The organism is Rahnella sp. BIGb0603 (assembly GCF_024808755.1).
Lineage (GTDB): Bacteria > Pseudomonadota > Gammaproteobacteria > Enterobacterales > Enterobacteriaceae > Rahnella > Rahnella contaminans.
Genome location: NZ_JANUEX010000003.1, coordinates 197,941 through 212,487, shown reverse-complemented (window position 1 = coordinate 212,487; position 14,547 = coordinate 197,941). Strand labels below are relative to the sequence as shown.

The 14,547-nt window shown below is 53.2% G+C and carries 10 protein-coding genes; 8 read left to right on the top strand and 2 right to left on the bottom strand.

Features of this window, described 5'->3' with window-relative positions; genetic code table 11:
* Positions 1–151 precede the first annotated feature (151 nt).
* The 8 genes from yegQ (at position 152) to M2403_RS09285 (ending at position 10,919) form a co-directional block, all read left to right on the top strand.
* Entirely contained in the window at positions 152–1,537 is a 1,386-nt protein-coding gene (gene yegQ, locus M2403_RS09320) for a tRNA 5-hydroxyuridine modification protein YegQ (RefSeq protein WP_152324536.1), read from the top strand.
* 371 nt (positions 1,538–1,908) lie between these two features.
* Positions 1,909–2,805, top strand: a complete 897-nt coding sequence (yegS, locus tag M2403_RS09315) for a lipid kinase YegS (protein ID WP_259228989.1) — start codon at positions 1,909–1,911, stop codon at positions 2,803–2,805.
* Between the two features lie 265 nt (positions 2,806–3,070).
* A complete protein-coding gene (locus tag M2403_RS09310) occupies positions 3,071–4,633 on the top strand; it encodes an MFS transporter (protein ID WP_259228988.1) in 1,563 nt (520 codons plus the stop codon).
* The gene (gene yiaK, locus M2403_RS09305) at positions 4,620–5,633 is read left to right on the top strand and encodes a 3-dehydro-L-gulonate 2-dehydrogenase (protein ID WP_152324539.1); all 1,014 of its coding nucleotides are present in this window, start codon (positions 4,620–4,622) and stop codon (positions 5,631–5,633) included. Before M2403_RS09310 ends, yiaK begins: the two co-directional genes overlap by 14 nt.
* A gap of 202 nt (positions 5,634–5,835) precedes the next feature.
* The gene (gene rspA, locus M2403_RS09300) at positions 5,836–7,050 is read left to right on the top strand and encodes a starvation-sensing protein RspA (protein ID WP_152324540.1); all 1,215 of its coding nucleotides are present in this window, start codon (positions 5,836–5,838) and stop codon (positions 7,048–7,050) included.
* An 11-nt stretch (positions 7,051–7,061) separates the two neighbouring features.
* Entirely contained in the window at positions 7,062–8,075 is a 1,014-nt protein-coding gene (locus tag M2403_RS09295; protein WP_152324541.1) for a Zn-dependent oxidoreductase, read from the top strand.
* A gap of 128 nt (positions 8,076–8,203) precedes the next feature.
* The gene (locus M2403_RS09290; RefSeq protein WP_165058456.1) at positions 8,204–9,493 is read left to right on the top strand and encodes an MFS transporter; all 1,290 of its coding nucleotides are present in this window, start codon (positions 8,204–8,206) and stop codon (positions 9,491–9,493) included.
* Positions 9,494–9,575: 82 nt separating this feature from the next.
* The gene (locus M2403_RS09285) at positions 9,576–10,919 is read left to right on the top strand and encodes an MFS transporter (RefSeq protein WP_152324543.1); all 1,344 of its coding nucleotides are present in this window, start codon (positions 9,576–9,578) and stop codon (positions 10,917–10,919) included.
* Between the two features lie 53 nt (positions 10,920–10,972).
* On the opposite strand, the gene M2403_RS09280 is transcribed toward M2403_RS09285, so the two are convergent.
* Together M2403_RS09280 and M2403_RS09275 are read right to left on the bottom strand one after the other, a co-directional pair.
* Complete coding sequence (locus M2403_RS09280) at positions 10,973–12,949, bottom strand: glycoside hydrolase family 127 protein (RefSeq protein ID WP_259228987.1); 1,977 nt, start codon at positions 12,947–12,949, stop codon at positions 10,973–10,975.
* A gap of 26 nt (positions 12,950–12,975) precedes the next feature.
* Positions 12,976–14,385, bottom strand: coding sequence for an MFS transporter (locus tag M2403_RS09275; protein WP_259228986.1), 1,410 nt, complete (start codon positions 14,383–14,385; stop codon positions 12,976–12,978).
* Positions 14,386–14,547 lie beyond the last annotated feature (162 nt).

Genomic DNA, 14,547 nt, shown 5'->3' with positions numbered 1-14,547 from the left:
AACCTCCCGATTCAAAAATTGATCTGACCCCATAAAAGCTGAAATACCCACACTAACCGGCTGCTTTTGATCAACTCAGACGTTACAATTCTGACCTTTCGTCGCCCCGCATCCGGGACGGCCCTGACCTGTGATCAGACTGAGATTGACTATGTTTACCCCCGATTCTTTTGTTCCGGAACTGCTTTCCCCTGCCGGCTCCCTGAAAAATATGCGTTACGCGTTCGCCTATGGCGCAGATGCCGTTTACGCCGGACAGCCGCGCTACAGCCTGCGTGTGCGCAATAACGAATTTAACCACCAGAATCTGGAAATCGGCATTAACGAAGCCCATGCTCTCGGTAAAAAATTCTATGTCGTGGTGAATATCGCGCCGCATAACGCCAAACTTAAAACCTTCATCCGCGATTTACAGCCGGTCATCGACATGGGGCCGGACGCGCTGATCATGTCCGATCCGGGCCTGATCATGATGGTTCGCGAAGCTTTCCCGCAGATGGATATTCATCTGTCGGTGCAGGCAAACGCGGTGAACTGGGCGACGGTGAAGTTCTGGAAGCAAATGGGGCTGACGCGCGTGATTTTGTCCCGCGAGTTGTCGCTGGAAGAGATTGCGGAAATCCGCACGCAGGTGCCGGACATGGAAATCGAGATTTTCGTCCACGGCGCGCTGTGTATGGCGTATTCCGGCCGCTGCCTGCTCTCCGGTTACATCAACAAACGCGATCCGAATCAGGGAACCTGTACCAACGCCTGCCGCTGGGAATATAAAGTTCAGGAAGGCAAAGAAGACGCCATCGGCAATATCGTGCATCAGTACGAACCGATCCCGGTTCAGCAGGTCGACGCGCCGGAACCGACGCTCGGCATCGGTCAGCCGACGGATAAAGTGTTTATGCTCGAAGAAGCCATGCGTCCCGGCGAATACATGAGTGCATTCGAAGATGAACACGGCACGTACATCATGAATTCCAAAGACTTGCGCGCCATTCAGCATGTTGAAGCGCTGACCAAAATGGGTGTGCATTCCCTGAAAATTGAAGGCCGCACCAAGTCATTTTATTACTGCGCGCGTACCGCACAGGTTTACCGCCGCGCCATCGACGACGCCGTTTCCGGAAAACCTTTCGACCCGACGCTGCTTTCCACCCTCGAAGGGCTGGCGCATCGCGGCTATACCGAAGGTTTCCTGCGCCGCCATACCCATGACGCGCAGCAAAACTACGAATACGGTTTTTCCGTCAGCGACCGTCAGCAATTTGTCGGCGAATTCACCGGCAACCGCGTGGACGGTTGGGCTGAAATCGACGTGAAAAATAAATTCAGCGTTGGCGATAGCGTGGAAATGATGACGCCACAGGGTAATATTCAGTTCAAGCTTGAAGCGCTGCGCAACAAGAAAGGCCAGCCGACGGAAGTCGCGCCGGGTAACGGGCATATTGTGTATGTCGCCCTGCCGGAAGACATCAGCCTGGAATTCGCCATTCTGCTGCGAAATCTGGAAGAAACGGATACACGCAATCCGCACCTGAAATAAGGCTTTTAGTGAAAATAAGAATCCGGTCACAACTCTTTTAATTTAAGTTGGCTAATATGCATTCGCAATTTACTTCGAATGCAAAATAATGCACCGGACTACACTAGGAACCACCTCCTTGGCCAGCTCAATCTCCCTTGAGCTGGCTTTTCTTTTTGTATTCAATCTCTTTCTTTTCTCCTGTTATTGAGAAGAATAACGTTTTACTTTCCCTTCACTTTAATTAACTCCCGCCCGATAAATACGCCATTTTTTGAATTAATTTAACCGAAATTATTTAACAGGCGATTAAATTATTAAGTGATTAATCCGATAGCCAAATACAGTCATTATCATCTATTGTTAAAGCCTATGAATGATAAGGAGATGATATGAAGGACACGGGCGCTGCACTGCTGATCTTAAACGGAAAAGGGGCAGGGAATGAAGAACTGCGGGAAGCCGTCGGTGCGCTGCGTGAAGAAGGCGTGAAACTCAGCGTGCGCGTCACCTGGGAATACGGAGACGCCGCGCGCTATGTGGCAGAAGCCGTAGATCTGGGCTGCGAGACGGTGATTGCCGGTGGCGGTGATGGCACGATCAACGAAGTCGCGGGCGCGCTGGCCCAGCTTGGCGCAGATGCACCGGCACTCGGTATTATCCCGCTGGGCACGGCCAATGATTTCGCGACAGGCTGTAATATTCCGCTCTCACCGGAACAGGCGCTTCAGCTGGCGGTGAAAGGCCGCGTCGTGGATATCGATCTGGCGAAAGTAAACGACCAGCACTTCTTTATTAACATGGCGACCGGCGGATTTGGCACGCGGATCACCACCGAAACGCCGGAAAAACTGAAAGCCGCACTGGGTGGCGTTTCCTATTTTATTCACGGACTTTTACGTCTTGATACGCTGAAAGCGGACAGCTGCGAAATCAAAGGGCCGGATTTCAGCTGGCAGGGCGACGCGCTGGTCATCGGTATCGGCAATGGCCGCCAGGCCGGTGGCGGGCAGCAAATTTGCCCGGACGCGCTGATTAACGACGGTCTGTTGCAGCTGCGTTTGCTGACCTCCGAAGAGCTGTTGCCCTCTTTCCTGCGCAGCCTGATCAACAACGAAGAGAATAAGAACATCGTTTCCGCCAGTCTGCCGTGGCTGGAAATCAACGCGCCGCACGACATGACGTTCAATCTCGACGGCGAGCCGCTGACCGGAAAACGGTTCCGCATCGAAGTTCTTCCCAACGCGATTCAGTGCCGTCTGCCGCCAAACTGCGAGTTACTCGGCTAATTCCCCGAACTTCCCCTGCCCTGACTGTTCATTCTCTGTACTGTGATCAGCCTTACAGTACAGAGGAAATTTGCGTTTATTTTTGTGATCCCTTCCTATAAATCCTGATCCACATACTTGTATGGTAGATGCCAGTTGCCTAGTTTTATTCTGCTGACGCCAACGGATTTCTTATTCCTGAACGTCTGCGGCATCCCAATAAGTTTGTTTTCACGACTCTTACTTATCCGATATCGCCAAAAATAATACGGAACACAGGGGTATTATGATTAATCATCATAAAGAAAGACCGATATCACTCAAAAATATGCTGGCCTATGGCGGAGGAGATTTCTTCGGCGGTGGTTGTTTTGCGGTATTAGGTTTATGGATTATGTTTTTCTATACCACCTACGCCGGATTAAGCCCGGCGGAGGCCGGTGCTGTTATTGCTTCTGCCCGGTTGCTGGATGCATTTTTCGATCCTCTGATGGGATATGTGACCGATAATTTTTACCGTAATCCTCTGGGTAAAAAGTATGGCCGCCGCGGGTTCTTCTTCTTATTTGGCGCTCCGCTGATTATGGTGACCTACATTATTATGTGGATCAGCGGCATGGGATTCTGGTATTACCTGCTGACGTATATTTTATTTTACGCAGCTTACACGCTGGCGATTGTGCCTTATGAAACGCTGGCGGCTGAAATGACCTCCAGTTTTAAAATGCGCACCAAACTCACCGGCGTCAGAATGTTCTTTTCAACCGGCGCTGCAATATTAGCCGCCTGGCTTCCGGGACGAATTATTGCGTATCTCGGAGAAGATTCGTCTTCATCATTTCTGATTATGGGCGTGATATTTGGCGTGCTGTTCGCCGTGGTGATCCTGCTGCTCTATTTCTACACCTGGGAACGCCCGATCCCCGTTGATGTGGCCACGCCGAAATTGTCTTTCCGCCGCGACATGAAGCACCTGTTTAAATCCCTGGTTTCCACCATGAAAGTGCGGACTTTTCGCCAGCACGTCGGGATGTATCTGGGCGGTTATGTCGCGCTGGATGTCCTCGGTGCCGTTCTCGCTTACTACATTATTTTTGTCCTCGGGCAAAATGCCGTAACGGCGTCCAATGCGATGACGCTTATGACGCTGATTCAGTTTGTCTGCGTGGCCTTATTTATTTTCCTGTGTATGAAATTAGGTAACGGCTCAGCGTATCGGATTGCACAACTCTTTATGCTGGCGAGCGTCGGGTTATTTTTATCTATTCATCTGCTGCAACTGCCTTTTAATATGGCACTGATTTATCTCTCCGTTATTTTAATGGGCGTCGGACGTTCCGGGACCAGTTATGTCTGCTGGAATATCTACAGTTTTATTCCTGATGTCGATGAAATGCTGACAGGGAAACGCCGAGAAGGTATTTTCGCCGGCGTGATGACTTTTGTGCGTAAAGCCGTTCAGGCCGTGGCGTTATTTACCGTAGGCCTGTTATTACAACATTACGGATTTACGCCGAAAAGCGCGACACAACCCGCGGAAGCGGTGTACGGAATTACGCTGGTATTTGGCACTGGCTCGGTGGTCTTTCTGCTGATTGGCCTTTACAGCTCCATGAAGTTTCGCCTTACCCGCCATAACCATTCCCTGCTGGTCAATGAAATTGAACGGCTGAAAGCCGGTGGCAGTAAATATGATGTGGCACCGGAAACCCGTTTAATCGCCGAGCAACTGACCGGCTGGCCTTACGAAAAATGTTGGGGTAATAACAATATTCTTAGCCAGACAGAAGACTATTCCCCGCTGACCTCACCTGAACTTTCTACCGGAGCCGATAATGCAAAGAATTGAATTCAGCCTGATGCAAGAAACCATCCAGCGCGCCTTGCTCAAAGCGGGGCTGGATGAAGAAAGCGCGCGGACGTGTGCGCGGATCCACACCGAATCAAGCTGCGACGGCATTGCTTCGCACGGCCTGAACCGGGTGGCACGCTTTGTCGATTACGTTCAGAAAGGCTGGATCAATATTCACGCCAAACCCGTGCAGGAAAAATCGCTTGGCGCCATTGCCATTTATAACGGCAACCGTGGGATCGGCATCACCAATGCACTGTTTGCCGTCGAAAAAGCCGCCGAAATGGCAAGAGAATACGGCGTCGGGATTGTGGCAATGAAAAACAGCAGCCACTGGATGCGCGGCGGAAGTTATGGCTGGCACGCCGCCACACGCGGGCTGGCTGCTATTTGCTGGACGAACACCGAATCGTGCATGCCCGCCTGGGGCGGCAAAAATACCCGCATCGGCAATAACCCGTTTGTGATGGCGGTACCGAGAGCCAAAGGCCCGATCGTGCTGGATATGGCGATGTCGCAATATTCCTACGGCAAGTTGCAGGTGACGCGGCTCAAAAATGAAAAATTGCCGTATCCCGGCGGCTATGACAGCCAGGGAAATCTCACTGACGATCCCGGCCCGATAGAGGCTTCCATGCGTATTTTGCCCGCCGGTTACTGGAAAGGTTCCGGACTGGCGATTGTGCTCGACGCCATGGCCGCACTGCTCTCCGCCGGTTCACCGACCAATGAAATCGATAAAATTGGCGAAGGCAGTTGCACCGGCGCGAGCCAGATTTTCATGGTCTTCGACCCGGTGCAGCTTGGCGGTACGCAATTCACCGAACACATGGCCGACAGCGTGGCGGATTACGTGAATCAGTCAGAGCCCGCCGAAAACAACCGCGATGTACGCTATCCCGGCCAGACGGCGGCGTTAAATCGCGAACAAAACCGCCGTCTTGGTATACCCGTCGACGATGCCGTCTGGGATGAAGTGATGAGGCTGGCCGAATAGTCTTTTCCTGCTCACCCTCTGAAACGCCTGCCTGTTGCAGGCGTTTTCATTTCTGCCTGGCGGAGTTTTTCCGCATAAATCTCCGCTCAAAATGTGATCACCTCCGGCAAAAACAAATTTACATACTTGTATGGTAGTTAGCTTAAGGCGTATTTATAACCAAAGAAAATGCATCTAACTTTACTGCAAAAGGTCGTAACCGATGAAAATCGTGAATGCTGAAGTCTTTGTCACTTGCCCGGGTCGCAACTTTGTGACGTTAAAAATCACTACCGACAGCGGTCTGACCGGTATCGGCGATGCCACCCTGAACGGCCGGGAGCTGCCGGTCGCATCTTATCTGAAAGATCACGTTTGCCCGCAGCTTATCGGGCGCGACGCGCATCAGATTGAAGACATCTGGCAGTTCTTCTACAAAGGCGCGTACTGGCGTCGCGGTCCGGTCACGATGTCGGCCATTTCGGCGGTCGATATGGCGCTGTGGGATATCAAAGCAAAAGCCGCCAATATGCCGTTGTATCAGTTGCTCGGCGGCGCATCCCGCACCGGCGTGATGGTTTACTGCCACACCACCGGTCATTCCATCGACGAAGTGCTCGATGATTATGCCAAACACAAAGAGCTGGGCTTTAAGGCGATCCGCGCCCAGTGCGGCGTGCCGGGTATGAAAACTACTTACGGCATGGCGAAAGGCAAAGGTCTGGCGTACGAGCCCGCCACCAAAGGCAACTGGCCGGAAGAGCAGCTGTGGTCCACGGAAAAATACCTCGATTTCACGCCAAAACTCTTTGAAGCCGTGCGCAACAAATTCGGTTTTGACGAACATCTGCTGCATGACATGCATCACCGCCTGACGCCCATCGAAGCCGCGCGTTTTGGCAAAAGCATCGAAGAATATCGCCTGTTCTGGATGGAAGATCCGACGCCTGCCGAGAATCAGGAATGTTTCCGCCTGATCCGCCAGCACACGGTCACACCCATTGCCGTCGGCGAGGTCTTCAACAGTATCTGGGATTGCAAACAGCTTATTGAAGAACAGCTGATCGACTATATCCGTACCACGCTGACCCACGCGGGCGGCATTACGGGGATGCGCCGCATCGCCGATTTCGCGTCGCTTTATCAGGTGCGAACCGGTTCGCACGGCCCGTCTGACCTCTCGCCAGTCTGCATGGCGGCTGCCCTGCACTTCGATCTGTGGGTACCGAACTTTGGCGTGCAGGAATACATGGGCTATTCCGAACAGATGCTGGAAGTGTTTCCGCATAACTGGACCTTCGATAACGGCTACATGCATCCTGGCGAAAAACCCGGGCTGGGCATTGAGTTTGACGAAAAACTCGCCGCGAAATATCCGTATGAACCGGCCTATTTGCCGGTGGCCCGTCTTGAAGACGGCACTTTGTGGAACTGGTGAGGGAACGAAAAATGAACAGCGTCGTGATACAAGAACCGGGAAAATTAGTCATCGAGCAACGTGCTTTGCCGGTACCTGCCGCCGGCGAGGTACGAGTTCGGGTGAGTTACGCAGGCATCTGCGGCTCTGATGTCCACATTTATCACGGCCACAATCCGTTCGCGAAATACCCGCGCGTTATCGGCCATGAGTTCTTCGGCCATATCGACAGCGTCGGTGAAGGCGTTGATACGGCACGCATCGGCGAACGTGTGGTCATTGACCCGGTGGTAAGCTGCGGACATTGCTATCCGTGCTCCGTCGGGCGGCCTAATGTCTGCAACGAGTTACAGGTGATCGGCGTTCACCGCGACGGCGGTTTCAGCGATTACGCCTGCGCCCCGGCGAAAAACGCCTATAACGTCCCGGCATCCATTCCTGACAAACTCGCCAGCATGGTCGAACCTTTCACCATTGCCGCCAATATCACGGCATTTTTGAAACCGACTCCGCAGGATACCGCGCTGGTGTACGGCGCAGGCCCGATGGGGCTGACGGTGATTCAGGTGCTGAAAGGTGTGTACGGCGTTAAGAATGTGATCGTCACCGATCGCATTGAAGAACGTCTGCATATGGCACTCGACAGCGGTGCCGACTGGACCATCAATAACAGCGAACGCAATGTGGCTGAGGTGCTGTCCGCTGAAGGCGTGCGCCCGACGATTATCGTTGATGCTGCCTGCCATCCGGCGATTTTGCAGGAAGCCATTTTGCTGGCTTCACCGGCCGCGCGTATCGGCATGATGGGCTTCTCTGGCGAGCCGAGCACCATCACGCAGCAAAGTATTACCAGCAAAGAGATTTCGCTGTTCTCTTCGCGCCTGAACAGTCACCGGTTCCCGCAGGTCATTGAATGGATGGAACAGGGAAAAATCACGCCTGAAAAACTGGTGACGCACTGGATGCCCGCCGGAGATGTGGAAGCTGCACTGACGCTGTTTGAAAAAGATCAACGTTCCTGCTGCAAAGTTCTGCTGACGTTCTGAAGACCGTTTTTATTTTAATTGTTTGAAACTGCGGGAGGATTTTTAAATCTTTCCGCAAACCGTACCTCATATTCTACCTACAAAGAACGCAACACTATTAAAACAACACCAAGTGGAGCACCTTACCTATGTTTAAGAACCTACGCTGGATCATCGTATTCCTGCTGTTCATGGTTTATATGATCAACTATCTCGACCGTGTAGCGTTGTCTATTACGGTACCGATGATAGAAAAAGAACTGACCATTAATCCTGAGCAGTTCGGGATAATATTCGGCAGTTTCTTCTTTGGTTATGCCATATTCAATTTCATTGGTGGTCTGGCCGTCGATAAATTCGGGCCAACGGTCGTGATGGGATTAGCCGTCGGGCTGTGGTCTCTATTTTGCGGAATGACTGCCATCGCCACCGGCTTTTATTCCATGCTGATATTGCGGGTATTATTCGGTATGGCCGAAGGCCCGATCTGCGCTTCCGCCAATAAGATGATTAACGGCTGGTTCCCGAAGAAAAAAGCCGCCACCGCGGTAGGGCTTCTCAGCGCCGGTTCGCCTCTGGGCGGCGCCGTTGCCGGGCCGATCGTCGGCTATCTTGCGCTGTCTTTTGGCTGGCGTCCGGCCTTTATGGTGATTGCCGCCATCGGGATTGTGTGGATGGCAATCTGGTTCTTTACCGTGGCGGATAATCCGCTGAAAAGTAAACGCGTCTCGCCGGAAGAATTACGTTTAGTCGATGAGATGAAGAATGAAAATATCAGCGAAGAAGACGATCTGGCGCACGCCGCGCATGGTCTGGGATATTATTTACGCCAGCCAATTATTCTGGTCACGGCGTTTGCCTTCTTCTGCTACAACTATATTTTGTTCTTCTTCCTCAGCTGGTTCCCGTCTTATCTGGTTCAGGCACACGGCCTGAATATTAAAGAAATGAGCCTGACTACCGTGATCCCGTGGATTGTCGGATTCGTCGGTCTGGCGCTGGGCGGTTATATCTCCGATAAGATTTTCAATATTACCGGCCGCTTACTGCTGTCGCGCAAAATTATTCTGGTCTTCAGCCTGTCTGCCGCCGCTATTTGCGTCGCACTGGCCGGTATCGTCACCAGCGTGGTTCCTGCCGTGGTACTGATGTCTGTTTCTATTTTCTTCCTGTATACCACCGGCGCAATTTACTGGGCGATTATTCAGGACGTCGTGCATAAATCCCGCGTTGGCGGCACGAGCGGCTTTATCCATCTGGTCGGCAGCGTTTCAGGTATCGTCGGGCCGGTCGTAACAGGCTTTATTGTGCAAAACACCGGTCATTTCGACAGCGCCTTTATTCTCGCAGGCGGCGTCGCCGCACTCGGCGCGATTCTGGTGTTCTTTGTGATTAAAGCCCCAAAGCATTCACCAGCCACTAAATTATCCCACGGCTAACGTTCTGAATGAAAATGCCGCGCGTGACTAAAAGGCGCGGCATTTTGCCGACACTGTTGCTGTTTATCCGGAGTATTTCACCATGTCACAGATTTCATCGCAGCCTCTCTCTGAAGCTGCCGAAAAAGAACAGCGTGGATTATTAAGACGCGTCGCAGCCGCTTCCGCTATCGGCACCGCTGCCGAATATTACGACTTTTTTGCCTACGGCACGGCGGCCGTTCTGTTTTTCGGTCAGCTGTTTTTCCCGAGCCACGACCCGCTGATCAGCACGCTGGCCGCTTTCGCCACGTACGCCGTCGGGTTTCTTGCCCGTCCGTTAGGCGGCATTGTTTTTGGCCATATTGGCGACAAAGTCGGACGCAAAAAAGCGCTGGTGATCACTATTCTGATTGTCGGTTTAGGGACTTTCTGCATCGGCCTGCTGCCGACTTACGAAAAAATCGGGTTCTGGGCACCGGTTCTGCTGATTTTAATCCGCGTATTGCAGGGGTTTGGCGTGGGCGGAGAACAAGCAGGCGCCGTGCTGATGACTGCCGAATATTCCCCGCCGGGACGCCGGGGCTTTTTTGCCAGCTGGGTACAAATCGGCGCACCGCTGGGCTTTCTTCTGCCGTCGGCCTTATTTGCGCTGCTGACATCGCAGTTATCTGCCGCACAAATGCTTGACTGGGGCTGGCGTATTCCCTTCCTGCTCAGCCTGTTGCTGGTGATCGTCGGGCTGTTCATCCGTCTGCGGATTGATGAATCGCCGGTGTTTACTGAAATTCGTAAAACCAAAGCGGTGGAATCGCGTCCGGTCGTGGAAGTCATCAAATTGTATCCGGGGATCATCGTCAAAGGCGTGTGCGCCAAACTGATCGAAGCCTGCGCATTCGCCATGTTCACGGTCATTGTGCTGGCATTCGGTAAGGCCAATCATCTGAGCGAAAGTATCCTGCTGCAAACCATGATTGTAGCCGTCATTCTGGAGATATTCGCCATCCCGATGATGGGCAAACTCTCCGATCATATTGGCCGTAAGCCGGTGTATATGGCCGGCGCGGTGCTGCTGGCGGTGGGAATCATTCCCTTCTTTCTGGCCCTGAAAATGGACACGTTCTGGATAACACAGATTGCCATGATCCTCGCGCTGACTTTCGGCCACAGCATGTGTTACGCGCCGCAGGCCTCATATTTCCCTGAATTGTTCCCGACGCGGATCCGTTGCAGTGGCATTGCGTTAATCTGGCAGATCGGATCACTCATCGGCAGCGGAATTCTCGGGCTGGTGGCGGTGAAAATCCTGCAAATGACCGGCGGCGATTATCACGGGCTGGCGATATATATGATTGTTCTCGGCGCCATCTCAGTGATCGGCCTTGCCCTGCTGCCGGAAACCGCGCCCGGCAGAAGAAAGAGTGAATACCACAGCTGGAAACAGTAATCCCGCACGGATCACTTCAGGCTGCCCGAAACGGCAGCCTGAAGGATGTCGGGTTACGCCTCATCAACCCAGACGCGCATCTCCCCTTCTCCGCGGTTTGCCCAGGTAAAGTACGGCACGAACGTCATGGTTTGCGGCACCGCCTCTTCAGTGGCCGGGTTGAAACGGTAAAGCGGTTGCTGCTCTGCGTGGTTTGATGTCCTTCGCTCACCCTGCGTTTGTAAAAGCGTTTTACCGGCAAATATTCCGCTGCCCGCAATCAGGCGGAACTGCGCATGTTGCGGCAAACAGATGTTATGCAATTCACTGCCGTTGTCGGCCTGCTCGAGGCAGTAAACCAGCGGCCCGCGCTGCACCGCGACTTTCCCGGCGACATGCCGCAACAGCGCATTGCCTTTCACACGCGTGACCGGCATCGGTAACGTCATCTCAATGCGATCCCCTTTTTGCCATTCCTGCGTCAGACGCAAATATCCACGCGAAGTACGGGCGGCGACGTCCAGCGGCTTGCCGTTAAGCGTCACCTGCGGGCTGGCGCACCAGTCGGGTAAACGCAGCGCCAGCGTGGCGTCGAGCGGTTCACCGGTATCGACTTCAATCAGCACATTTTCAGCCCACGGATAGCCGCCGGATTGTTTGAGGCGCAGCGGCTTACCGCCAATCATGGCTTCGACATCGCTGCCGATGTAGAGATTGATGTCCACGCCGTCCGGTCGCTGGGTGTATATGTAATGACCGAGAGACGCCAGCAGCCGCGCAATATTGGGCGGGCAACAGGCGCAGCCAAACCAGCGCTGACGGACCGGTTTTACATGGTCATAAATATGGTTGAAGGGAATGCTTTTCGGGTGGACTTCCAGTGGATTGACGTAGAAGAAATGTTTGCCATCGAGCGCCATGCCGGCAAGCACCGTGTTGTAAAGCGCGCGCTCCATGACATCGCCGTAACGGCTGTCGGCGTCGAGCTGCAACATGCGGTTGGCAAACATCATCAGGCCAATCGACGCGCAGGTTTCGGTATACGCCGTATCGTTAGGCAAATCATAATCCGATGAAAACGCTTCGCCGCTGCTTTGCGAGCCGATAGAACCGGTGATGTACATCTGCCGCTGCGTCATGTTTTCCCATAAGCGCTGACAGACTTCGCGTTTTTCCTGATCCTGACTCAGCCGCGCCAGATGCGCGACGCCAGCGTATAAATACACAAACCGCACGGCATGCCCGATAGCCGTGGTCTGCAATGCCACCGGCAAATGTGCCTGGCTGTAGGCTTTATCCTTCACCATCCACGCCGGACCGTAGGTATTCCAGTGCGACGTTCTGCCGCGTCTTTCATACTCGATATCGTAGAAATGCGGCTGCGCACCGCGCTGTTCGACGAAATAACGCGTGAGTTCGAGATAGCGCGTTTCGCCGGTTTCTTCGTATAAACGCATCAATGCCAGCTCGATTTCCGGGTGACCGGGATAGCCGTGCAGCTGCTTCTCGCCCGGCCCGAAAACGTCACCAATATGGTCGGCAAGCTTACACACGATTTCCAGCAAACGCGTTTTTCCGGTGGCCTGCGCGTAGGCGACGCCTGCTTCAATCAGATGTCCGGCGCAGTAAAGCTCGTGACATTCCGCCAGATTTGTCCAGCGCTGCTGCGGCTCCTTAACCGTGAAATAGGTATTCAGATAACCGTCCGGTTGCTGCACCGCACCGACCAGCTCAATGACGCGGTCAGCGGTTTCTTCAAGCTCCGGATCCGGCGTTTTCGCCAGCAAATAGCCCACGGCTTCCAGCCATTTAGCGACATCGCTGTCCTGAAAAACCATCCCATAAAATTCGCCATCGCTCTGCCCTGCCGCGATACGGAAATTTTCAATGGCGTGGCTCGGCTCCGCATCCGCCACTTCATCGTTCAACGCTTTCCACTGATACGGCACGACCACATCTTTCACCAGACGCTGGTATTCCAGCCAGAACGCATCGGAAATATTCACCTTGTGCAAAGGCACTTCTAAAGAATCAACCGGAGAAAAAGACATACAACCTCCTGAATCGTTATTGTCATTTAAATTTTGGCCGCCAGCCCACGCGACATGCGCGTCAGCAATGTGTTGTTGAGCTTGCAGAAAATCAGAGTGCCCGCCAGCAGCAAATGCATCGCCGCAGGCAGCAGGGTTTCGAGAAGTGTGATACCGCCGAGCGAGGCTGCGGTCTGGTGATCTGCACCGGCCTGATAAGAAACCAGCACGAAGACCAGGCTGATGATCCCGGCGCTGGATGCCCACGCAAGTTTGATGAAGAAAAGGTTGAAGGCGAAGTTCATGCCGGAAGAACGGATGCCGTTTTTCCAGTGGCCGTAGTCGTCGGCAAACGCCATCAGTGAAAAGTGCAGCGGCAGCGTAAAGCCAAGAATGACGCAATGGACGAAAATGATGCCCAGCCAGAGGGTCTGCCACTGTTCGCCCACTGGCACGAACCACAACAGCAGGGAAAACACCGCCAGCACCAGATTGGTCAGCATGTAGAGACGCACGCTGTCGATGAACTTTGTCAGTTGATTGACGATCACCGCCCCGAGAATCGACGCCAGCGTCACCATACCGAAGAACATCGAGGCGTAACCTGCGCCGCCTTTCAGCACGTACGTGATGAAGTACATATAACCGCCGCCGCGCAGATTGAACACGTTGATCAGCAGGAAAGACATCAACAATACCAGCAAAAGCTGGTCATTTTTCAGCATTCCGCGAATGTGCTCACGGACGCTGAACTGCCCGAGCAGCGCCAGCGGCAGGCGTTCCCGCACGGCAAAGAAGCACCACAGGAACATCACCACGGCAACCGCACACAGCAAACCTACGCCCTGCTGATAACCCACCGCCGCATTGCCTTTTCCCAGCACCTGCACCAGCCACGGCAATCCGACCGACACCAGAAAACCAGCCACACCGCACAAGACAAAGCGCCAGGACTGACAGGACATCACCTCGCGGTGATCCGTCGTCATGGTGTTGATCAGAGCGCAATACGGCACGTTAATCGCGGTGTAAGAAATGGATAACAGAAAATAGGTGAAAAACGCATAGGCAATTTTGGCGTCACCACTGAAACCCGGCACCGTAAACGTCAGAAAACCGACCACGCCGATCGGCAGCGCAATCCACAACTGCCACGGGCGAAAACGGCCCCAGCGGCTTTGCGTCCGGTCGGCCAGAACCCCCATTAACGGATCGGAAATTGCATCAATGACGCGCAGTGAAATAAACAGTGTGCCGACAATAGCAGGCGTCAGCCCGAATACGTCGGTATAGAAAAAGGTGAGAAAACTGCCAATGAGACAGGTAATTATCGTGCCTCCGGCATCACCTAATCCATAGCCGATTTTCTCACTGACCGAAAGTTTGGTGTTTGCAGACACAATGACGTCAGTGCCTCGTACCGGCGATGAGCCGGTATTTATAGAATCGGTTGGCATTGTATTTTCCTCGCTTTTATATCGTTATTTATAAGCTTCAGGAACGTGTTAAATAAGGCTGAAATTGAATATCAGTCGGGAGATAAATAAGGTACGCCTTCAATCTGGCACAGGGCTCTCAAACCAACAAGAGGAGGATAAAGTAGTTAAACGGGACAATTC